Genomic DNA, 21,069 nt, shown 5'->3' with positions numbered 1-21,069 from the left:
AGCGTCGGGCCACTCTAGACTGCACCCATGACCGATTCAGCCCCCACCGTGGACCCAGCTTTCGAAGCCGCCTACCAGGCCGCACAAAAGAGCCTCAGCGAGGGCGGCATTCCTATTGGGGCAGCCTTGGCCCGCAACGGCGTGGTGGTCGCCAGCGGGCACAACGAACGCGTCCAGCACGGCGACCCGATTGCGCATGGAGAGATGTCTGCGCTCCGGGCGGCTGGACGTCAAAAGACCTACCGCGACACCACGCTCTACACCACCCTGGCGCCCTGCGCGATGTGCACGGGGACCATCATCCAGTTCAAGATCCCGCGCGTTGTAGTGGGCGAAGCGGAGACGTTCCCCGGCGAATTCGACCTCTTGCGTTCACGTGGCGTTGAGGTGGTGGTCCTGGACGATCCCCGTTGCGTGGACATGATGCGCACGTTTCAGGGCGAGCACCCTGAACTGTGGGCAGAGGACATCGCGGAGTAACCGTCACCGGCTAAAGAGGGTCCATATAGCAGCTAGCCATCCGACGACTTTTTGGCAGGTTTCCTCGGAGCCGCCCGGCGGGAACGGGCCGCCGGAGTTGAGGGAATCAGTTCCCTGACCTGGGCCAGCACTGTGGAGTTGGCGCCCCGGGTGCCCAGATCCTTTGCGAGGGTTTCCACCTCGGACTTCGCGGCGGCGCTGTTGTCCGCCTTCGCGTGGAGTTCCGTGCGCAATTCCACCAGGCCGCGGTAGGCAAGGTTGCTCGCCGCACCGGCATGCTGTTGATAGCCGGCGAGGCCGGCATCGGTCAGCGCCAGCGCCCGCTGGGGATCAGCGCTATGGTGCTTGACCATCTTTTCATCCTTGCGCCGATAGAAGTCATCACCCACAGACTGCGCGACGGCGGTGGCCGCCTTGACGCCCAAAGGCTCACCGCCAAAGCGTTCGGCGGCCTCGGTCAGGGCATTCAACCCCCTCTCCAAATAGGGCGACATGGACCCTTCGAACGCCAAGGTCAGGCCTACTTCCCGGGTGAAGAACTCGGGAGCGAAGCGGTCCTCTTCCCTGGTGACGGGGAAACCAACGCGCAGCGGCAACGTGTTGGACGCCTGCACGATGCCGTCCGTGGAATAGATGGCGCGAACCAGATACTGCCCGGGCTCGTCGAAAGCGAAGCCCTCCACCCCGTAAGCGAGCTGGACCAGCTGGCTGAAGCGATCGCTGCCGTCGTCGTCGCCCACCGGCGCGGGTGCCAGCGTGACCATTTCCGGGAGGCCGTAGAAGCAGACCACCGATTCGTGCAGGATCACGGTTCCGTTGGGCTTTTGCACGTAAACAGTGGTGTTGCCGAAGCGGGGATCAAGCCGGCCATCCACCATGACCGGCACGTCAGTGGTGTTCCGCAACCGGAACTCGATGGACACAGGTTCCATGTAGTCGAAGTGGTCTTTTGCGGAGAGCGTCAGTTCCACGTCGCTGCCCGGACCGGAAACCGTCATGGCGCCCGCAGGGGATTCCAGGTGCCCTCCGGAGGCCCATGGATCGCCGCCCATGATCACGGAGGCGCGGTCTCCGTGGCGCATGTGGAGGAGCTCGTCGTCGTCAAAGCGGAAGCGGAAGTTGCCCCAGAAGGAGTCAGGACCGTTGCGCTGATCGTATTTCCAGTCGTAGTTCATCCAGGACAGTGAGTCCGGGCGGGCCTTGTCCCAGGCATGCAGGAAATTGAACGCGTGCCCCGCCTCGTGGACCCAGGTGTAGAGGAAGTGCCGCATGGCCCACACCTGATCCTGGGTGACCGGATTGGAGACGAGGTTGGTGAACCAGGAGTGATTACGGAACACCGCAAAACCCTGGCGATCGGGTCCGCGACCCGCGCCGCCGAAGCCCGCAGCGGCGTCGAACATAATGCCACCCACGCCTGCGGTGTCAAAGATGCCGGCTTGGATGCCCCACATGTTCCATGCCGGCCAGCCGGAGTTGTACTTGCCGAACGAGGTTTCCATGGCGTCGTGGAGTTCGCCGACGTTCCAGGAAGCGAAGCCCGCGGCGGTGTCGTCGATGACTGTGTGAACCGGATCGATGGTGACAGCGATTCCGGCGTCCGCATATGAGGACTCGATGGTGATGGTCCGATTGGGCAGGTCTGCGGGACGGCTGGTGTGGGCGTGGCTGTTGTAGACGGGGACCTTGGGCTCAATGTCCACGGACGAGCAGTAGTCCAACTCCAGGTTCATGTCGCGGAAGGCTTCCGAACGGTAGGAGCACGCATAGGGCTGGCCGAGGATCCCGCCGGACGTGAACATGGCAACAGCCCCGGTAACAGCACCGTCGTGGGACCACGAGACCACTATGTCCACTGTGGTGGCAGGGTGGGTTCCTTTCCAATAGCGGACGGTCCCGACGATGTGCACGTCGGTATCTGTGAATGTCACAAGGGGCGTGTCCACAATCCAGGACTCCACATACGTCTTCACCAACTGGTTGACACCGGCGACCTTCACGAAGCGGGTGCTGTATAGATCGCCGCTGACCTTGTTCATGACCGGAGACTCGACCCCATTGCGGGCGTCAATGTCCAAGCGCAGGTCCAGGGCGCTTCCGATGGGGCCGGCATTGCTTTGGAAACCTTCATAGCGTCCGCTGACCGCGCTGGGTCGGCGGCAACCCCGAAGATCGGAAGCGGGGGCAGGGGTGTAGTAGGTGCTGGGGACGTTGGGGGTGTCCATGGGGGATCTTTCTCGCGCTGAAGCAGTCAAATATGCGATCGCCCACGCGCTCGGCGCAGGGGCGGCATGACGGTCCAGGGCGGGGCGGGTGCGCTTGATGAGGCTCAGATGAGTCGAAATGGCCGATGCCCAGAAGCCGTGTGTAACCCACACTGAGGATACTCCAGCGAATGGACTATATCCAGAGAAACAAGGCCATTTTTTGGTCTCCAGAGGCTCCCAATGATCTGGTCAGCGGTACCCACCGGGCGTAGGCTGGCATCATCGGCGCTCGGAGCCGAAGGACTCATGCCGAAGGCCCCGCGTCGATCACCCCAATCGATGAAGGAGGACCCATGAGTGCCGTACGTGAATTCATGACCACGAATGCGCAGTGCATCGCCGAGGATAAAACTCTCCAGGAAGCCGCCATGCTGATGAGGGATCTGGACTGCGGTTCACTTCCCATCTGCGGCAGCGACGGCAAGCTCACCGGCTTCATCACCGACCGCGACATTGTGGTCAAGTGTTTGGCCGAAGGAAAGGATGCCCGCGAAGTCCTTGCCCGCGAGCTCGCCACCGGCAAGCCGTACTGGGTGGACGCCGATGCCAACGTGGACGAGGCCGTGACCATGATGGAGGAACGCCAAGTGCGCCGGCTGCCCGTCATCAGCGATCACAAGTTGGTGGGCATCATCAGCCAAGGCGATATCGCCCGCAACCACTACGCGGAACAGCGCCTCGGCGAGATGGTGGAGCACATCTCCGCCAAGGAGCACATGGCCAACTGAGCCAGTCCCATCGGTTCCGCAGTATCCAAATCCAGCCGCCGCGAGGCCCTCCCTCAGAGGAAGGCCTCGCGGCCCGTTCCTTCGCGCAACACGAGTTCGCCCTCTTCGATGGAGACGATCAGGCTCTTGGGCTTTCCCACGAGCTTCTTTGTTGCGCTGAGTTGTCTACTGCTGACTTCCACACCCACCGTGGCACCCTTGGCGGGAAGTTCCACCGTGACTTCGTCCGCCATCCCCAGCAGCAGCTTGGTGGAGATGCCGTGCTCGGACACGGCCTCCTTGCCGTTGACGGTGACAGTCACGTCATCGGCATCAAACCCGTCCTGAAGGATGATGAGCAGTTCCTGCATGGTCCAACTACAGCACTAACGGAGTCCCCGGGATAGGCCTTCCCGCTACCTGTCGTGGGAAACTGTCGGCCACGTGAGGCAAACTGTCATGGTGACTTCAAATCTCCAACACCAGTCAGCTGATACCGCCATCCACGCCCAGATCGCCGCTGAACTCGGCGTCAAGGCCTGGCAAGTCAAGGCCGCGGTGGAACTGCTCGACGCCGGATCCACCGTCCCCTTCATCGCCCGCTACCGCAAGGAAGTCACCGGGACGCTCGATGACACCCAGCTCCGCGACCTTGAGGAACGCCTCAGGTACCTGCGTGAGCTGGAAGAACGGCGTAAATCCGTCCTCGAGGCGATTGCCGACCAAGGCAAGCTGACCCCGGAACTGGAAGCCGCCGTCGTGGGCGCTGATACCAAGGCGCGCCTTGAGGACATCTACCTGCCGTTCAAATCCAAGCGCCGCACCAAGGCCCAGATCGCCCGCGAAGCCGGGTTGGAACCGCTGGCCGATGTCCTGCTCGCCAATCCCCAGCTTGACCCCACAACCGAGGCCGCCAAGTACCTGAACGCCGAGCACTCCATCGACGACGCCACCGCAGCGCTCGCAGGAGCCCGGGCCATCCTGGTGGAGCGCGTGGGGCAGGATGCCGATCTCGCCGAAGATCTGCGGGAACGCCTCTGGAAGCAAGGACGCATGGTGTCCCGCGTGAAGAAGGGCATGGAGGCCGAGGGGCAGAAGTTCAAGGACTACTTCGAGTTCACGCAGGTGCCCTCCGGCATGCCGTCGCACCGCGTGCTGGCGCTGTTGCGTGGTGAAAAGGACGGCGTCCTGGAGTTGGATCTCGCCGAGGCAGACCCAGCCGACGACGACGCCCTGGCCGCCGCCCGCGGTAAGTACGAGAACGCTGTGGCCAAGTGCCTCGGAGTCGCCAACCAGGGGCGGCCCGCCGATACCTGGCTGATGCAAACCGCTCAGCTCGCCTGGCGGGGACGCATCCTGGACCGGCTGACCACTGATCTTCGCGGACGCATGTTTGCCGACGCGGAAGATGAAGCTGTTCGCGTTTTCGCCGCCAACCTGCGCGACGTCCTGCTGGCCGCTCCTGCCGGGAACAGGGCCACGCTTGGCTTGGACCCGGGGCTCCGGACCGGTGTGAAAGTGGCCGTGGTGGATGGAACGGGCAAAGTGGTCACCACGGACACCATTTACCCTCACGCACCTGCGAAGAAGTGGGACGAAGCCCTGGCCACGCTTGGCCGGCTCGCCAAGCAGTACAACGTGGAACTCGTCGCGATCGGCAACGGCACGGCCTCCCGCGAGACGGACAAGTTGGCTACCGAGCTGATCAAATCGCTCGAAGCCGCCGGTTCCCACGGGATCCAGAAGCTGGTGGTGTCCGAAGCCGGAGCCTCCGTGTATTCGGCGTCTGCCTTGGCCGCTTCCGAACTTCCGGGCATGGACGTATCGCTTCGCGGTGCCGTGTCCATTGCCCGCCGCCTTCAAGATCCCTTGGCAGAACTGGTCAAGATCGAGCCGAAGTCCATCGGCGTAGGCCAGTACCAGCACGATGTCACGGCAGCGAAGCTCGACCGGTCGCTGGATGCCGTGGTGGAAGACTGCGTGAACGCTGTTGGAGTTGACGTGAACACGGCGTCGCCAGCGCTGCTGAGCCGTGTGGCCGGAGTCGGTCCCTTGCTGAGCGAGAACATCGTGGCTTACCGGAACGAGAATGGCCCGTTCGCCAAACGCAGCGACCTGAAGAAAGTGCCGCGGTTGGGGGCCAAGGCCTTCGAACAATGCGCCGGCTTCCTCCGGATCACCGGGGGAGCGGAGCCGCTGGATGCCTCCAGCGTCCACCCCGAGGCTTACTCCGTGGCCCGCAAGATCCTGGTGGCAGCGGGTGGCGGACCTGCGACGGCCTTGGATCCGCAGGCGTTCGTGGACGGCACCTTCGGCCTGCCCACGGTCAAGGACATCATGTCAGAGCTTGAGAAGCCGGGCCGCGATCCGCGTCCCGCGTTCAAGGCGGCCTCGTTCTCCGAGGGCATCGAGAAGATCTCGGACCTCAAACCCGGCATGATTCTTGAAGGCACGGTCACCAATGTGGCTGCCTTTGGCGCGTTCGTGGACGTCGGAGTGCACCAGGACGGCTTGGTCCACGTCTCGGCGCTGTCCAACAAGTTCGTCTCGGATCCGCGGGAGATCGTGAAATCCGGCCAGGTGGTACGGGTCAAGGTGCTGGAGGCCGATCCCGAACGCAAGCGCATTTCCCTGACCTTGAGGCTCGACGACGAACCCGGTGCTGCTGCTGGACGCGGCTCCGGCGGGCGTGCTTCGGGCGGGCAAGGTGATCGTGGTCAGCGCGAACGTGCCGGTGGTCAACGCGGCAGCGGCCAGCCGGGCCAGCGTTCCGGCCAGCCAGGCCAGGGGGCACCGCGGCAGGGTCAGGGTGATCGTCGTCAGGGTGGCGCGCGGCAAAGCAAGCCCCAACAGTCTCCGGAGCCCGCGAACACGGCCATGGCTGAAGCACTGCGACGGGCCGGACTCGGGAAGTAGCAGGACTCGGGAAGTTACTGCGGGCCCTACAAGCCTGCGGTCCTGGCTTCCCACACCTCTGCGTCCGAAGGCTGAAGTGCCATAGGCAGCCAGCGCCCGATGCGTTCGAATGCCTGTCGCCTGATCGGTTCGGGCGACAGGAAGATGTCGTGGAATGCATTCGGTAGCCGGCTCACCGTGACGGTGTCCGCCAAGGACAGCGAGCGGTGGGCCACGGCGTCAACGTTGAGGGCCACATCGGCGGTGAGCGCATCAGCGGACCACTTTGGCTGCAGATAGCTCTTGTCCGAGAGCAGCACGAGCACGGGAACCTCGATACCCAATCCCGCTGCGACGGTGGCTTGGCCGCGGAAGACGGCGTCGAGGAAGGCTGGAGTAACCGGGAAGCCCCGGTCGGGCCGCCACTCGAGGTTGTAGTCCCACTCGCCATCGAGGGTGGCTGACACGGCTCGGGTGTAGATCCCAGGATCTACCGGCGGCAAGGGCGCCAAGGGGTGGAGTCGGGCGTGGAGCCCCACCAAGGGAGCGATCGCCCGCCGGCCGAGCTCAGTCGCTTGGAATTCCAGCCAGGGACTGTTGAGGATCAACGCCGACGCCATTCGAGGATGACGGGCAGCCCACAGGCTGAGGGTGAGCCCGCCAGTGGAGTGGCCCAAGAGAATGAGAGGCCGATCCCGCCCAGGGTCACCTGAGCGTCCCATTGCTGACAGTGCTGCTGCGATGTCGGCGTCGTAGTCGGCCAGGTTGGTGACGAGTCCCGGCACCATGCCCGGGCTCAGGCTGCGGCCGTAGTTGTGCAGGTCCAGGGCATAGAAGCGTGCGCCGGCCCGGTGCCAGAACTCAGCGACGTGGCGTTGAAAGAAGTAGTCGGACCAGCCGTGGACGTAGAGGACGTCGGCGTCGATTCCGGTGTTGACGGGAGCTCCGCCCAAGGTCCAAGGCCACTCCGGTTCGGCTCCGAGGTACCGCACCACGGTGGCGACAGCGCCGCCGTCGAGGTTGAGTGTTTGCTGCTCGAAGCCTTCGCCAAGAATGTCCGATTTCCACGGCTGCGTCATGACTCTGATCGTAGCGGCTCGCCAGCTTCGGCGTCCTTTTCCTTCTGCCACGGCCAGCGGCCAGTGATTTCCAGTTCCAGGGAGAAGCTCAGGAAGGTCCGGATCAGCACGATGATTGCGAGGACGCCCACGCTCTCAAAGGTGGGAGTGACGGCGACGGTCCGGATAATGTCGGCGGCCACCAGGAGTTCGAGCCCCAGCAGGATGGACCTGCCCAGCAGTTGCCGGTAGGAGCGGTACGGAGAGAAGGGAGCCAGGCCCCGGGCCCGTTTGGGCTTATAGCCGCGCAGGGCCATCGGAACAGAAACCAAGGCTCCGATCACCATGACCGCTACCCCAGCGAAGTCCATGTACCGGCCGACTGCTTCGATGATGTGCTGGAAATCCATGGCCCTCCCCGGTTAGGTGCGTGCCTCCACCGTCTCACACAGCAACCAACGACGGCGGCAGCCGGGTTCCGTAAAAGCAGAACCTGGCTGCCGTCGTCGTGCGATGTTGCAGGCTGCCGCTACAGCGCGGGGGCCGGGACGGGGAAGAAGACCCGGGGATCCTGCAGGAGCGCGGGGTAGTCGAAGTCGGAGCGCTTGATCACGTTGGTGACCTCGAAGTTGCGGGCGAAGCGGCCGTCCACCGTGATGGGCCGGCCCTGGATCAAGCCAACAGCGAACGTCTGGCCATCATCGAACGGAACGGCAAGCTCGGTCTTGCCGGGCAAGGTGTTGAAGGCCTGCTCCTGTGCCTGGCGCTTCCGCGTGGGCTTCTTCTCGCGCGGCGCCACCGGGCGCTTCTTGGGGCCGCCTACCTGCCGGCGGGACTTCTCCTCCGCGTACACAAACTGGTACTCGTCAGGGTCTGCAACAGGCGTGGACTTGGCTTTGCCGTGCGGCGGCATACTGACCGTGGTGAGCTGCTCCGGGCGGAGGTCTTCCACGTTGGAGCGCAGGATCAGGAGTCGGTCCTCTTCCGGATCCTCCGGGTGGAACTCGTGCTTGGGCTCAGGCCACACGTATTCCAACTTTTCCTCGATGCCGGGGAAAATCTGCGCATAGTACTTGGGGTCTTTACCCAGCAGCTTGGAGCGGTGGCTGAGGTGCAGGTCCTCGTGTCCGAGCCACGGCGGCATGACAATCCGGGAGGCGTAGTCCGGGTGGGCAGCCTGCGGGGCGAACTCGGCGATGTTCGCGCGCGTGTTGTCCGGGTGCCCGCGGTCCATCCATTCGTCTGCCATGGCCAGGCCGTACATGGTGAGGGCAGGGACGTGGCCCATCCACATGCGGACGGCGGGGTGCTGCTGCCAACCGTACTCCGGGATCACCAAAGCGCGGAGGACCTGGAGTGCTTCGACGCGCTGCTTGCCGAGCCTTGAGGTGTCGAGCGCCTTGGCACTCTCACGGAAATCGGCGAAGGGGAGGAAAGTCTGCATTCTTTCAGTTTGAGGGTGCCGGGCGTGAGAACCAAGTTGAGTGCTCCGGGACACGTGCCTTTGTTGGGGCCTAGAGTTGCAGGGTGGAAACTTTTGACGAGAAAACTGTCACCACGGCGCCCCCGGTTGCCGAACTGCACCTGCACATCGAAGGGACTCTCCAGCCAGAGTTGATCTTTGCCCTGGCCGAACGAAACGGCATCGAGTTGCCGTACCAAGACATCGAGGAACTGCGCGAAAAGTACGAGTTCACGGATCTGCAGTCCTTCCTGGACCTCTACTACGCCAACATGGCCGTCCTGCAGACCGAGCAGGACTTCACCGACATGACGCGTGCCTACCTGAAGCGGGCAGCCGCCGGGGGAGTGCGCCACGCGGAAATCATGATGGACCCCCAAGCCCACGTCTCCCGCGGTGTGGCACTGGAAACCTGCGTCAATGGTGTGGCCAACGCCCTGGCCACCTCCGAAGAAGACTTTGGTGTTTCCACCCTCCTCATCGCCGCTTTCCTGCGGGACATGTCCGAGGACTCTGCCTTGGACGTCCTGGACCAGCTCCTTGCCATGCATGCACCGATTGCGGGCATCGGCCTGGACTCCGCAGAGGTGGGCAATCCGCCGTCGAAATTTGAGCGCCTCTACCAGCGCGCCGGCGAGGCCGGGCTGCGCAGGATCGCCCACGCGGGCGAGGAAGGCCCGGCCAGCTACATCACCGAGGCGTTGGATGTGCTCCACGTGGAGCGGATTGATCATGGCATCCGCTGCATGGAAGACACAGACGTGGTCCAACGCCTGGTGGCGGAGCAAGTGCCGCTGACTGTGTGCCCACTCTCCAACGTCAGGCTCCGCGCAGTGGACAAGCTGGCTGACCACCCTTTGCCCGAAATGCTCGCCATCGGCCTGAACGTTTCCGTGAACTCCGACGACCCCGCCTACTTCGGCGGCTACGTGGACGACAACTTTGAGCAACTGGCCAAGGTCCTGGAATTCTCCGTGCCGGAACAGGCCACGTTGGCGGCCAACTCCATCCGTTCTTCGTTTGCCAGTGACGCCCGGAAGTCGGTGCTGCTGGACGAGGTCACCGAGTGGGTGAAGGCTTCGGTTCCCCACGCATAAACGGCCCACGGGACCAGTCAGCCGATACCCGTAGATCACTTGCGGCGTCCCGGATGTCACACTCGGTCACGACACACGGTGTTTACCTTCTGCAGTCGCGGGAATTAACAATTCATTGGCAAACTGCAAGAAAGTAATTACCCGTTGAAGGAGAAGCATGGGCGCGAACACCGCCGAGAACACCAACCTTCGTCTGAAGGCCGTACTGGACATCCTCGCTGAAAGCGTGTGGTCCCAGACAACCCTCAATGCCGGCGAGGTCCTGGCCGAAGCGATCGTCCGCGTACCTTTCAATGATCACGAGGCTGAACTTCTCAGTGGCGGCATCCCCCGCGGCCACAAGACCCTCACTTCGGCATCGGCCAAGCTGGTGAAGGCCGGCTGGCTGGTCAAGGGCCGTTCCGGCTGGACCATTCCGGAGGACGGCTTGCGTGCCACCGTGGCTTTCCCGGATGCGGCCGCTTTCGGTGCAGCGCTCGACGCCGGCACCCCGGTTCCAGCCGACGTTCCCGTTCCGACTGCCCCGCCTGCGACGGCCCCGCCTGCGAAGACGGCCGCCAAGAAGGCTGCAGCCACCAAACGGGCTGCGGCTCCGAGGAAAGCGGCTGCTCCGAAGGTCGCGGCTACCGACGTAGCGGAGCCGAAGGTTGCTGCCGCGAAGGTGTCGGCACCCAAGGCCAAGGCCGCCACAGCCACCAAGGCGCCGGCTGCCAAGAAGGCCACCCGCAAGGCACCGGCCAAAGCAGCGGCGACTCCCGCCGTCGAAACCGTTCCGCAGCCAGACGCGGTGGCGGTTGCCGGAGACTTCAACAAGATCCTGGGAGCTCCCGAGGACTGGGCCCCGCAGTACGACGAAGCCCAGATGGAGTTCAACCCGCTGGTCCAGGTGTGGACCATCACGGCTGAACTGCCCGCCGGTTTCTACACGTACAAGATCGCGCTCAACCGTTCATGGGACGAGAACTACGGTGCGTTCGGCGCCCGCGATGGCGCCAACCACGAGTTGAACCACGACGGCGGCCCGGTCACCATCACATACAGCCATGAGACCCGGGACATCGTGGTCGGCTAAGTATTTTTGCCGGTTCGAAACCTGCCCTTGTTCGCTCTCCTCCTCGTTGAACGATGATTGGGACGGACAGGGGCAGGTTTGGTTAAGGTGGTTCCATGACTGACGAAGCCCAGCGCGTCACGGCCCGCATCACCGGCGTTGTCCAGGGGGTCGGGTTCCGCTACTGGACTGCCCGGAAAGCCGACGAATTCATGCTGAAGGGAACGGTCCGCAACAACCACGATGGGTCTGTGCATTTGGTTGCCGAGGGAACTGCCTCCGATGTTGAGCACCTCGTGACTTGGCTCCACTCCTCGCGCGCCCCGGGCCAAGTGGCGGACGTTGAGTTCCAGGTTTCCGACGCAACAGGGGAGTTCCACGACTTCCGGATTATCGACTAGCGAGTCAGCCGATGCTACGCCCCGGAGACGCGGTGGTGAGGCCTGACCCTCCGGCGTATCAGGCGGGCTGGGCAGCAGAGGCCGTAGCCTCGATGTAGTGTTCCAGCGGCTTCAGTGCGGGCTGCGAGGAAGCATCCCGGACTGCGTCCGCGCCAACGGCGTTGGCCACTGCCAGGGCGTGCGAATACTCCAGTCCGGACTGGAGTGCCAGGACCAGCGCCGCGCAGAACGCATCCCCGGCGCCGATGGTGTTGGCAATATCAGCGACGCGCACGGCAGGGGCTTCGGCCACCCGTTCGCCGTCGACGAAGATGGCCGAGCCGTCGCCACCGTAGGTGACGGCAACCAAGGGAGCACTGCGAAGGGCGGGAATCAGCTCATACTCCGTCTCGTTCACGATCACCAGGTCGCAGCGTTCCAGGAGTTCGGGAATGATCGGCGCGGCCGGGGCCGCGTTCAGGACGAAGAAACCCGTTGCGCGCCGGGCGGCCTCCAACACCACGTCCTGGTCCACTTCGAGCTGGCAGAGGACAGCCTCATCGGCACCGAAGATCACACCTTCCAAGGACACAGAACCGTTGGCGCCGGGGCACACCACAATCTGGTTCTCGCCCTCGCTGTCCACCAGCACCAGCGCAGTTCCCGTAGCTTCTTCCACGCGGGCGATGTCCTGGACGTCGACGCCGGCACCCGCCATCGCGCTGATGAGGCCGAGGCCCGCGTCATCCTGGCCTACTGCCCCCACCATGCGGGACATGCCTGCGAGCCGGGCCGCCGCAACGGCTTGGTTGGCGCCCTTGCCGCCGGGCTGCTGGCGGAGGACGCCACTTCCTACGGTTTCACCTGGGGAGGGGAGCCGGCCGGCGGTGGCGGTGATGTCGAGGTTGATGCTGCCCACCACGGTGAGGGGTGAGGGCGCAGCAATCTGAGGGGACGTGCTCATGGAAGGTCCTTTGCGGGTGAAAGTCGGTTCAGGAAATCAGGGGAGAGTCAGGAGGACTGGATGACGGAGAGGTGGCCGGCCTTGGCAGCCACCAGGCATTTGGCGAGGTAGAAGGCGTTGCCGTTCCGCCTCACGTATTGGGTGAGGACCAGTACGGGGTCCGACGGTCGGAGGCCCAGCAGTTTTGCGCGGCTGGGACCGGCGGTGCTGAGGCTGATTTCGCATTCGCCCGGCCCAAGGGAAGCTCCGGGAAGACCGCCGAGGACTTCCAGGAGCGTTGATGCGGACAGTGTGGGAGCCTCTGCCGCTTCGGCCAGGGCCTGGGCTTCGGGGATTCCCAGGGCCACGTTTTCCTGGAGGTGGGCAACGGGTTCGCCGTTCCGGATGAGCACGCTTTCCCAGAACCACACGTCTTCATCAGGCTGCACGCCGATGCCAGGAGCCACGAATTCCGACGCGGGCTGCTTGATCGCCGCGACCCTTTTGACCTGGATGTCCTGGTCGGGTCCGCCAAGGAGTTGGTCGAACGGGCGGATGTGTTCGATGCCGATGCGGGGCAGCGAGTCGGCTACGAAACGGCCAACTCCGCGACGTGCCCGGGTAAGGCCGTCTTCTTCGAGCAACATCAGCGCTTCCCGGATCACGGTGCGGCTGACGTCCATCATGGTGCCCAGCTCGGTCTCGGTGGGGAGCAGCGAGCCGGGCGGCAGGATCTTGGTCCGGATGGCTTCGGCGATGCGGGAGTAAGCCGCGACGCGCAAAGGCTGCCCGGGTTGGGCGGCGATGGGCCGGGACAGGAACTGGACGGCGTTGTCGGTCAAGGGTGCCTCACTTGAGATGGGTTACCGACACTGTACCGGATGAATGTGACAAGTTGCACAAGCTCGTAATACATGCTTGTATAACAACTCACATCTCGTGGCGCCGCCCAGCGCCCTCGGACAAAGGAGTTTGATGTGAACATCCCCACCGCCACAGGCCAGCAGACTGCAGACCCGCAGGCCCCAGCATCAACGCAGGCACCAGCAGCAGCCACGGACGAAGGCCGCTTCCACGGAAAGGCCGCCGCGCTGCTGATCACAACACTGGTCCTGGCAGTGCTGGCATTCCAGCTGAACGCCAGCATGATCACCCCGGCGCTCCCGCACATCGGCTCCTTCTTCGGCGAAACGCCCGAAGCCGTGGCACAGGTCCAGTCGATGTTCTTCCTGGCCGGCGCCATTGCCGGTCCGGTCATCGGGCGCTGGAGCGACTTCATCGGCCGGCGCAATGCCCTCCTGCTGGTGCTGGCGATCATGGGCGCAGGGACGGTGCTGTGTATTTTCGCACCCACTCTGCCGCTGCTGGTCACGGGCCGCTTCATGCAGGGTGTCTCAAGCGCCATCTTTGCGCTGTCCTACATCGTCCTCAATGAGTACCTGCCGGCACGGCTCTTCGGCACCTCCATCGGCATCATCGCGGCCATCAACGGCGGCGTTGGCGGCGTGGATGGCTACTTCGGCGGACTCATGGCCGAGACCCTTGGCTTCCAGTCGATTTTCGTCGCCGTCCTGGTGCTGGCCGCGATCGCCGTCGTCTGCGTCATCAAAGTGGTCCCGGGCGGCAAGTCCGCGGCCGCTCCGGGCCGGATGGACTGGTGGGGCGCAGGTTCGTTGTCCGTTTTCCTGGTGTTCATCACGTACTTTGTCTCCACGGGTTCTTCAGCTGGCTGGACCTCGCCTGCCGCCCTCGGCCTGTTGGCCGGCAGCATCGCTTCCTTTGCCGCGTTCTGGCTCATCGAAAAGAAGCGCGAAACTCCGCTGGTTGCAGTCCACCACCTCCGCTCACGGCAGGTCTGGCCCGTCATCGCCACCACCGTGCTGACCCTTGCCGGAATCTTCGCCATCATCAACTTCACCGTGGTGTTGCTTAGCCAGGACAAGGAGAACGGCTTCGGCTTGTCGGCATCGGTCGCTGCCCTGCTCTTCCTCACCCCGGCAGCACTGATCGGCGTCTTCGCCGCACCCCTCGCCGGTTGGATCGCCGACCGCCGCGGTTGGATCAAGACCGTCCGCGTCGGCACGGCAACCAGCCTCGCCTGCGCGATCGTCGCAGCACTGTTCTCGCATAACCAAGTGGCCGTCCTGATTGCCATCGCCGCCTTGGGCATCTTCTATAACGGCTTCTTCCTCACCGCTATCAACGGCTTGTCCGTGCTGCTCTCTCCCAAGGAAGCACCGGCCGCCTTGCCGGGCATCAACGGTGCCTCGTTCGGCATCGGCGCAAGCCTCGGCGTCGTGATTGTTGCCCCGTTTGCAGGGCTTGGCACCGCTGCTGGATACTCCACAGCCCTCTGGATCTCAGTGTCCATCACCGCCCTGGCCTTCATCGTCAGCCTCTTCATCGCGGCCCCCAAGGGCGAAAAGATCTAACGCACGACGCCGGTGCGCGGCTTAGCTTCCCACGCACCAGAGTCCCCCCGCACAACAAGCAGACCGCTCCATCCTGAAACGAGAGACCATCATGACCCAGTCCGCACCCTTCTTCCTTGACTGTGATACCGGCATCGACGACGCCCTCGCCCTCGCCTACCTCCTGGCCTCCCCGCGGGCGGAACTGGTAGGAATCGGCACGGTCAGTGGCAACGTCAGTGCAGCAGGCGGCGCCCGGAACACCTTGGACCTGCTGAACCTGGCCGGCCACCCGGACATTCCGGTGGCTGTCGGTGCGCACGATCCACAGGTGGGTACGTTCCACGGCGGTGCCCCACATGTCCACGGCGACAACGGCATCGGCGGAGTGGACCTGGCCCAGTCTGACCGCCAACCAGTGAAGTCCACCGCTGCGGAATTGTTGGTGCAGTTGGCCCACCAGTACGCGGGGGAGTTGCGCTTGGTGGCCATCGGCCCGCTGACCAACATCGCCGAGGCGCTGCGCCTGGAACCCAAGTTGCCCGAGCTCATTGCCGAGGTCACCATCATGGGCGGCGCAGCACTGGCCCCCGGGAACATTACGCCGGTAGCCGAGGCCAACATCGCCAACGACCCCGAGGCCGCCGCCGAGGTCCTCGCCGCCGACTGGAATGTCACCCTGGTACCCCTGGATGTCACCATGACCAACGTCCTGGAGGAAAACCACCGCCAGGAGTTGCTGGCCACTGAGCACCGGGTCTCGCAGGCGCTGGGTGAAATGCTGGGCTACTACTTCGGCTTCTACATCGACATCTTCGGCCGGGCATGCTCGGCGATGCACGATCCCCTCGCCGCGGCCATCGCCGTCAGGGGAGTGGAATTGACCCTGGCTCCCACCGTTCGCGTCCAGGTGGACACTACTGACGGACCCGGTCGCGGCCAGACTGTGTGCGATCTCCGTGGACAGTACGCCGGCTTCCCGGAGCAGCGCGGGGCCCGCTGCCGGGTAGTGATGGAAATTGGCGAAGACTTCGCACCGCATCTGCTCGGAACCCTGCAGGCGGCCTGGCTCTCTGAAGAGCAGGAGACTGTGCCCGTCGCCTGACAGGCGGGAGGCTGAGGTATCGACGACGACGGCGGCAGCGGCCCGCCGTCGTCGTCCGCGTTTAAGCCGGCTACGTGTACATAAGTGAGCCGGGCGTGGTGAGCTTTTCGCCGGTTTCCAGCCAGGTCTTGAGGCCGGAGAGGATCATGGGCCAGCCGCCGTAGAGTTGGTCGTTGGCGCCTTCGCGGAGTTGATCGTGCGTCACCGTGAGGTGGCATGAATCGCCCACCGGCTCGATTTCCCAAGTGATCCGTGATGTTCCCTCGGCCTTCACGTCGTCGCCCCACAGCGCACGCATGGTCTGGACGAGGCGGCGCGGGGGATCGACTTCGATGTTCTCGCCCTCGCCGAGCGGTGCGTCCGCTTTGACGTTATGCATCTCGAAGCGGCCGCCCGGTGTCCAGTCCGCAGTGAACGTGTTTCCGAACTGGTACTTGCTGCGGATGTCGCTGTCGGTGATGGCTTCCCAGAGCCGTTCCGGAGTGGTCTTGATGTAAATCTCGAAGATCTTTTCCATGGGACTTTCCAATCTGGATTTGAGGTCGCTGAGGGCAGCGGCCCATGGTTCTGCGTATTTACTCACCCAACGATCGTGGATGAGGCGGATGGGTACCGGGTTCAGGAAGTGCAGTTTTTCGCGACCCCGACGGCGGGTAGCCACCAATCCCGCATCTTCGAGCAGCTTGAGGTGCTTTGCTATGCCGAAGCGGGTCATCTCGAACCGGGCTCCCAAGGCGGACGCGGACTGGCCATCCTCGCGGAAGAGTTCGTCCAGTAATTCCCTGCGGGTGGGGTCTGCCAGGGCCTTGAACACGATGTCCATGGCCTCAGAATAGGTGACCATATGGTCACGTGTCAACGATTTTTAGGCTGGGATGCCGAGATCGTGGGCGCGCTGCGGGTCAGCCGATCCTTTCCGGCGATCCCGCAGGTTCCCGCGCTCCCGCTGAGATCAAAAACTTCGCAGTCTCCAAAACGGTGTTCCGATAGTTTCCATTCAACCTCGGAAACTTCGCCGTTTCAGCAAGCATCTACACCCGCTACGAGTGCGATCTGCTGCTCCGAAACCCCCTCAATTCGGCGGCAGTGTCTGGATTTCTGGCTGCCCTGGTTACTCGCGGGTTTCCGATACTGACCTGTTGTTATTGCGTAAACTTTACGATAGTTTCTCCCTGTGATGTGCGTCGCACTGCGATGTGGGGCGACGAAGGCCGAGTGAAGGACAACGATGACCATCCACCCTGAGGACTTGCGGACAGCCGAGGCGCGGCTGCAGCAACTGCACCAACGAATAGGCGGCATAGCCTACGGCGGGGACTACAACCCCGAGCAATGGCCGCGCGACGTGTGGCTCGAAGACGCCAAACTCATGCAGCAAGCCGGGGTAAACCTGGTGACCTTGGCGGTCTTCTCCTGGAGCCGGCTGGAAACCAGTGACAACGTCTTCGACTTTGGCTGGCTGGACGACGTCATGGACCTGATGCACTCGCACGGCATCGGCGTGGACCTGGCAACACCGGACGCCGTGCCGCCGGCCTGGCTCGTGGAGCAGCACCCGGACATCATGCCGGAGCGCCCGGACGGCACCATTTTTGGCTTCGGCTCCAGGCAGCACTTCGATGTTTCCCACCCGGTGTACCGCGCCAAGTCACTGGCCCTCGCAGAAAAAATGGGGGAGCGCTACGCCAGCCATCCTGCGTTGCGGATGTGGCACGTCGGCAACGAGTACGGGCCTGTGTCCTATGGTCCGTGGGCTGAGAAGGCGTTCCGGGAATGGCTGCAACAGAAGTATTCGTCCCTGGATGAGCTCAACGAAGCCTGGAGCACCACCGTCTGGGGCCAGCTCTACTCTGACTGGCACCAGGTCCGCGTCCCCGCCCAACCCCGCACCTGGTCCAACCCGTCACGCCGGCTGGACTTCCACCGCTTCACCTCGGACAGCATGCTGGAACATTTCAAGGCCGAGCGCGACGTCCTTCGCCGCCACAGCCCGGACCTGCCGATCCTCACCAACTTCATGCGCTTCTACAAGATCAACGACTACTGGGCCTGGGCAGCCGAAGAAGACGCTGCTGCACTGGACATCTACCCTGATCCGCGCGAAGACGACGCCCACATCGCTGCTGCGTTGAACTTCGACCTCATGCGTTCGCTGCGCCAGGGCCAGCCATGGATGGTGATGGAGCAAGCCACCGGCGCGGTCAGCCAATGGGCCGTCAACGTCTCCAAGCTTCCCGGCAAGATGCGCCTCGGCTCCTACCAGGCCATAGCCCAGGGTGCCGATTCGATCCTGTTCTTCCAGTGGCGCCAGGCCAAGGGCGGAACCGAGCGCTACCACTCGGCCATGGTGAACCATGCCGGCCCAAACACCCGGATCTTCAGGGAAGTGCGCGAGCTCGGCCAGGAACTGAAGTCCCTCGGCGACCTGACGGGCACACGGTCCACGGCCAAGGTGGCCATCGTGTTCGACTGGGACTGCTGGTGGGCGCTGGAACTCGGCAACTCGCCGAGGTCGGACCTGAACTACGCGCAGGAAGTCCTGCGGTTCTACCGGCCCTTGTTCGAGGCCAACGTCACCGTGGATTTCGTCAACGCCAACAGCGACCTTTCCGAATACAGCCTGGTGATCATGCCGGCGTCCTACCTCCTCACCGACTCAGCTGCTTCCCGGTGGGAAAACTACGTGGCCGACGGTGGACGGCTGGTGGTCTCCTACCTTTCGGGCATCGTGGACCAGGACAACACCATCCGGCTGGGCGGCTACCCGGGCGCGTTGAGGAACGTGCTGGGAGCTTGGAGCGAGGAAATGCACCCACTCGCCGGAGAGGGTGAGCAAGTAAAGCTCTCAACGCCCGACGGCGGCACCTCCTCGGCGAGCTACTGGACCGAACATCTGCATGCCGAAACGGCGGACGTGCTGGCCAGCTACTCTTCGGGCCGGCTGGCGGGCGCTCCGGCTGTCACCCGCAACGCTTTCGGTTCAGGCACGGCGCTGTATTTGTCGGCACGGGTTGACGACGGATTGTTGAACCAGCTCCTCGACGACGAGCTCCGCACGGCCGGAGTGGAACCGGAACTGAAGGCACCTGCGGGAGTCCAGGTCCGGCGTCGTACCGGCACCAAAGCTGACGGCAACAACAAAAGCTTCCTCATGGTGCTCAACCACAACGATGCGCCCTCCAGCGTGGACGTGCTCGACGGCGGCACGGACCGCCTCAGCGGACGCGCGGTGGCGGGGCTGGTTGAGCTCCCTGCCAACGGTGTCCTGATTCTGGACCAAACTGCAGGACGGGCGGCGGACTGATGGCACTACGACTGGATGTTCCGCCCAAGGCGGTCACGGGCCCCGAACCGGGCTCGGCAAAGAAGCGGCGCAACAAGCCCGGAAGCTGGAAGCTGGCACTCAAACGCGACTGGCGCCTGTACACGCTGCTGGCACTGCCCCTGTTGTATCTCCTGATCTTCAGATACCTGCCCATGGCCGGCAATGTGATCGCTTTCCGCCAGTTCCAGCCCGGAGGCAGCATTTTCGGCGAGAAGTGGTTGGGGTTCAAATACATCACCTTGTTCATCAACGATCCCAGCTTCTGGCAGGCCTTCCAGAACACCATCATCCTTGGCGTCCTGACCCTGGTGTTCTGCTTCCCGATGCCCATTATCTTCGCGCTCATGCTCAACGAGTTGAGGTCGCAGAAGTTCAAGAAGTTCGTCCAGACCGTGGCCTACCTGCCGCACTTCATGTCCGTGGTGATCATCGCAGGCATGATCCTGCAGAACTTCTCCATGACCGGCACCGTGAACCAAATAGCGGAGTCGTTGTTCGGAACCACCGTGAACTTCACGCAGGACCCGGGCTGGTTCAGGCCCATGTACATCAGCTCCGAAGTCTGGCAGACCATGGGCTGGGGCGCCATCCTCTACCTTGCCGCACTGACGCGCGTGGACGAATCGCTCTATGAAGCGGCCAGGATCGACGGTGCCAACCGTTGGCAACAGACCTGGCACGTGACTCTCCCGGCCATCAGGCCAACCATCATCACCCTGCTGATCCTGAACATCGGCACGTTCATGGCGGTGGGCTTCGAGAAGATCCTCCTCATCTACAACCCGCTCAACTACGCAACCTCAGACGTCATCTCCACCTACCTGTACCGGGTGGGCCTGGAATCCAGCAACTTCAGCTACGCGGCCGCCATCGGAATGTTCGAATCCGTCATCGGCCTCACGCTGATCCTCTCAGCGAACGCGATCTCAAAGCGACTCGCAGGAACGAGCCTGTGGTGAACAAGACAGCTACTGCCATCAAGGGCGGCGCCGCCCAGGGCGTCCTGGTGAAGGACATGAAAGTCTCACGCGCCATGCGGATCTTCCGGGCCTTCAACCTGGTGTTCCTGCTGCTGGTGGTGTTCCTTACGGTGTACCCGTTCCTGAACATCATCGCGCAATCGTTCTCCAGCGAAGGGTTCATCAACGCGGGGCAGGTCAACCTGTTCCCCATGGGCTTCAATACCGAGACGTACAAGCTGATACTGGCCGATTCCACCTTCTGGAACAACTACGGCAACACCGTGCTGTACACCGTGGTGGCAACGGCCATCTCCATGGTCCTCACCACCTCCTTCGCCTACGCCATCGCCAAGAAGGACCTCAAAGGACGCAGCGTCTTCATAGGCCTGGCCGTGTTCACCATGTTCTTCAACGGCGGGTTGATTCCCAATTACGTGCTCATCAGTTCCCTGGGCATGCGGGACTCCATCTGGGCCGTGGTGCTGCCGAACGCCATCAGCGTGTTCAACCTGCTCATCATGAAGTCCTTCTTCGAGAACATGCCCCGCGAACTGGAGGAAGCGGCGTCGATTGACGGGCTCACCCAGTACGGGGTGCTGTTCCGGGTGGTACTGCCGCTCAGCAAGGCGATCGTGGCCACCATGATCCTGTTCTATGCGGTAGCCAACTGGAATTCGTGGTTCCAAGCCTTCCTCTACCTCGACAACCCGGACCTCTTCCCGGTCACCATCTACCTGCGCAACATGATCGCCGGAGTCACCACAGCGGGCTCAGCCGGCGGAACAGCGGAGAACGTCGGCCAGATCGCCGCCAACATCCAATCGGTCACCATCGTCCTGACCGTCATCCCCATCCTTTGCGTCTACCCCTTCGTGCAGAAGTACTTCTTCTCGGGCGTCATGCTCGGTTCCGTCAAGGAATAACCC

The 21,069-nt window shown here is 63.4% G+C and carries 19 protein-coding genes; 11 read left to right on the top strand and 8 right to left on the bottom strand.

The genetic code is table 11. From position 1 onward, the window contains the following. Window positions 1-27: 27 nt before the first annotated feature. Window positions 28-480 (top strand): nucleoside deaminase, encoded by a 453-nt coding sequence (locus tag ABIE35_RS04300; protein ID WP_354512682.1) that lies wholly within the window; start codon window positions 28-30, stop codon window positions 478-480. Between the two features lie 32 nt (window positions 481-512). Here the strand turns inward: ABIE35_RS04300 and ABIE35_RS04295 are convergent, their stop codons facing one another. Further along, the gene (locus ABIE35_RS04295) at window positions 513-2,705 is read right to left on the bottom strand and encodes a hypothetical protein (protein ID WP_354512680.1); all 2,193 of its coding nucleotides are present in this window, start codon (window positions 2,703-2,705) and stop codon (window positions 513-515) included. A gap of 335 nt (window positions 2,706-3,040) precedes the next feature. Here ABIE35_RS04295 and ABIE35_RS04290 point away from each other — a divergent pair, with 335 nt between their 5' ends. Next, on the top strand, window positions 3,041-3,475 hold the full coding sequence (locus ABIE35_RS04290; protein ID WP_354512678.1) for a CBS domain-containing protein: 435 nt from the start codon (window positions 3,041-3,043) through the stop codon (window positions 3,473-3,475). Between the two features lie 53 nt (window positions 3,476-3,528). On the opposite strand, the gene ABIE35_RS04285 is transcribed toward ABIE35_RS04290, so the two are convergent. Then, entirely contained in the window at window positions 3,529-3,825 is a 297-nt protein-coding gene (locus tag ABIE35_RS04285) for a hypothetical protein (protein ID WP_354512676.1), read from the bottom strand. 88 nt (window positions 3,826-3,913) lie between these two features. On the opposite strand from ABIE35_RS04285, the gene ABIE35_RS04280 reads away from it, so the two are divergent. Further along, a complete protein-coding gene (locus tag ABIE35_RS04280) occupies window positions 3,914-6,370 on the top strand; it encodes a Tex family protein (RefSeq protein ID WP_354512674.1) in 2,457 nt (818 codons plus the stop codon). Window positions 6,371-6,396: 26 nt separating this feature from the next. Here the strand turns inward: ABIE35_RS04280 and ABIE35_RS04275 are convergent, their stop codons facing one another. From ABIE35_RS04275 to ABIE35_RS04265, 3 genes are all read right to left on the bottom strand, one after another. Beyond that, window positions 6,397-7,428, bottom strand: a complete 1,032-nt coding sequence (locus ABIE35_RS04275; RefSeq protein ID WP_354512672.1) for an alpha/beta hydrolase — start codon at window positions 7,426-7,428, stop codon at window positions 6,397-6,399. Next, entirely contained in the window at window positions 7,425-7,817 is a 393-nt protein-coding gene (locus ABIE35_RS04270) for a DUF1622 domain-containing protein (RefSeq protein ID WP_354512670.1), read from the bottom strand. Before ABIE35_RS04270 ends, ABIE35_RS04275 begins: the two co-directional genes overlap by 4 nt. A gap of 119 nt (window positions 7,818-7,936) precedes the next feature. Next, window positions 7,937-8,851, bottom strand: coding sequence for an MSMEG_6728 family protein (locus ABIE35_RS04265; RefSeq protein WP_354512668.1), 915 nt, complete (start codon window positions 8,849-8,851; stop codon window positions 7,937-7,939). 83 nt (window positions 8,852-8,934) lie between these two features. On the opposite strand from ABIE35_RS04265, the gene ABIE35_RS04260 reads away from it, so the two are divergent. From ABIE35_RS04260 to ABIE35_RS04250, 3 genes are all read left to right on the top strand, one after another. Beyond that, window positions 8,935-9,966, top strand: coding sequence for an adenosine deaminase (locus ABIE35_RS04260; RefSeq protein ID WP_354512666.1), 1,032 nt, complete (start codon window positions 8,935-8,937; stop codon window positions 9,964-9,966). Window positions 9,967-10,123: 157 nt separating this feature from the next. Beyond that, a complete protein-coding gene (locus ABIE35_RS04255; protein ID WP_354512664.1) occupies window positions 10,124-11,038 on the top strand; it encodes a pullulanase X25 domain-containing protein in 915 nt (304 codons plus the stop codon). A 95-nt stretch (window positions 11,039-11,133) separates the two neighbouring features. Beyond that, a complete protein-coding gene (locus ABIE35_RS04250) occupies window positions 11,134-11,418 on the top strand; it encodes an acylphosphatase (RefSeq protein ID WP_354512662.1) in 285 nt (94 codons plus the stop codon). A 58-nt stretch (window positions 11,419-11,476) separates the two neighbouring features. On the opposite strand, the gene ABIE35_RS04245 is transcribed toward ABIE35_RS04250, so the two are convergent. Both ABIE35_RS04245 and ABIE35_RS04240 read right to left on the bottom strand, forming a co-directional pair. Next, the gene (locus ABIE35_RS04245; RefSeq protein WP_354512660.1) at window positions 11,477-12,361 is read right to left on the bottom strand and encodes a ribokinase; all 885 of its coding nucleotides are present in this window, start codon (window positions 12,359-12,361) and stop codon (window positions 11,477-11,479) included. Window positions 12,362-12,408: 47 nt separating this feature from the next. Continuing rightward, window positions 12,409-13,182 carry a GntR family transcriptional regulator gene (locus ABIE35_RS04240; RefSeq protein WP_354512659.1) on the bottom strand — a complete coding sequence of 258 codons (774 nt, stop codon included), beginning with the start codon at window positions 13,180-13,182 and terminating at the stop codon, window positions 12,409-12,411. A 135-nt stretch (window positions 13,183-13,317) separates the two neighbouring features. Here ABIE35_RS04240 and ABIE35_RS04235 point away from each other — a divergent pair, with 135 nt between their 5' ends. Beyond that, a complete protein-coding gene (locus tag ABIE35_RS04235) occupies window positions 13,318-14,772 on the top strand; it encodes an MFS transporter (RefSeq protein WP_354512657.1) in 1,455 nt (484 codons plus the stop codon). A 91-nt stretch (window positions 14,773-14,863) separates the two neighbouring features. Further along, window positions 14,864-15,856 (top strand): nucleoside hydrolase, encoded by a 993-nt coding sequence (locus ABIE35_RS04230; RefSeq protein WP_354512655.1) that lies wholly within the window; start codon window positions 14,864-14,866, stop codon window positions 15,854-15,856. A gap of 70 nt (window positions 15,857-15,926) precedes the next feature. Here ABIE35_RS04230 and ABIE35_RS04225 read toward each other — a convergent pair whose 3' ends face one another. Beyond that, window positions 15,927-16,679 (bottom strand): ArsR/SmtB family transcription factor, encoded by a 753-nt coding sequence (locus ABIE35_RS04225; protein WP_354512653.1) that lies wholly within the window; start codon window positions 16,677-16,679, stop codon window positions 15,927-15,929. Window positions 16,680-17,084: 405 nt separating this feature from the next. Here ABIE35_RS04225 and ABIE35_RS04220 point away from each other — a divergent pair, with 405 nt between their 5' ends. The 3 genes from ABIE35_RS04220 to ABIE35_RS04210 are packed head-to-tail and all read left to right on the top strand — an operon-like array spanning window position 17,085 to window position 21,066. Beyond that, window positions 17,085-19,160 carry a beta-galactosidase gene (locus ABIE35_RS04220; RefSeq protein ID WP_354512651.1) on the top strand — a complete coding sequence of 692 codons (2,076 nt, stop codon included), beginning with the start codon at window positions 17,085-17,087 and terminating at the stop codon, window positions 19,158-19,160. Next, window positions 19,160-20,140 carry an ABC transporter permease gene (locus ABIE35_RS04215; RefSeq protein ID WP_354512649.1) on the top strand — a complete coding sequence of 327 codons (981 nt, stop codon included), beginning with the start codon at window positions 19,160-19,162 and terminating at the stop codon, window positions 20,138-20,140. Before ABIE35_RS04220 ends, ABIE35_RS04215 begins: the two co-directional genes overlap by 1 nt. Window positions 20,141-20,196: 56 nt before the next feature. Further along, window positions 20,197-21,066, top strand: a complete 870-nt coding sequence (locus ABIE35_RS04210; protein WP_089597228.1) for a carbohydrate ABC transporter permease — start codon at window positions 20,197-20,199, stop codon at window positions 21,064-21,066. The last annotated feature ends 3 nt before the right edge of the window (window positions 21,067-21,069 follow it).

It is taken from the genome of Paenarthrobacter sp. 4246, from assembly GCF_040546855.1.
Classification (GTDB): domain Bacteria; phylum Actinomycetota; class Actinomycetes; order Actinomycetales; family Micrococcaceae; genus Arthrobacter.
Note: the sequence above shows the minus strand (reverse complement) of the source record. Positions and strands in the feature narration are given on the sequence as shown.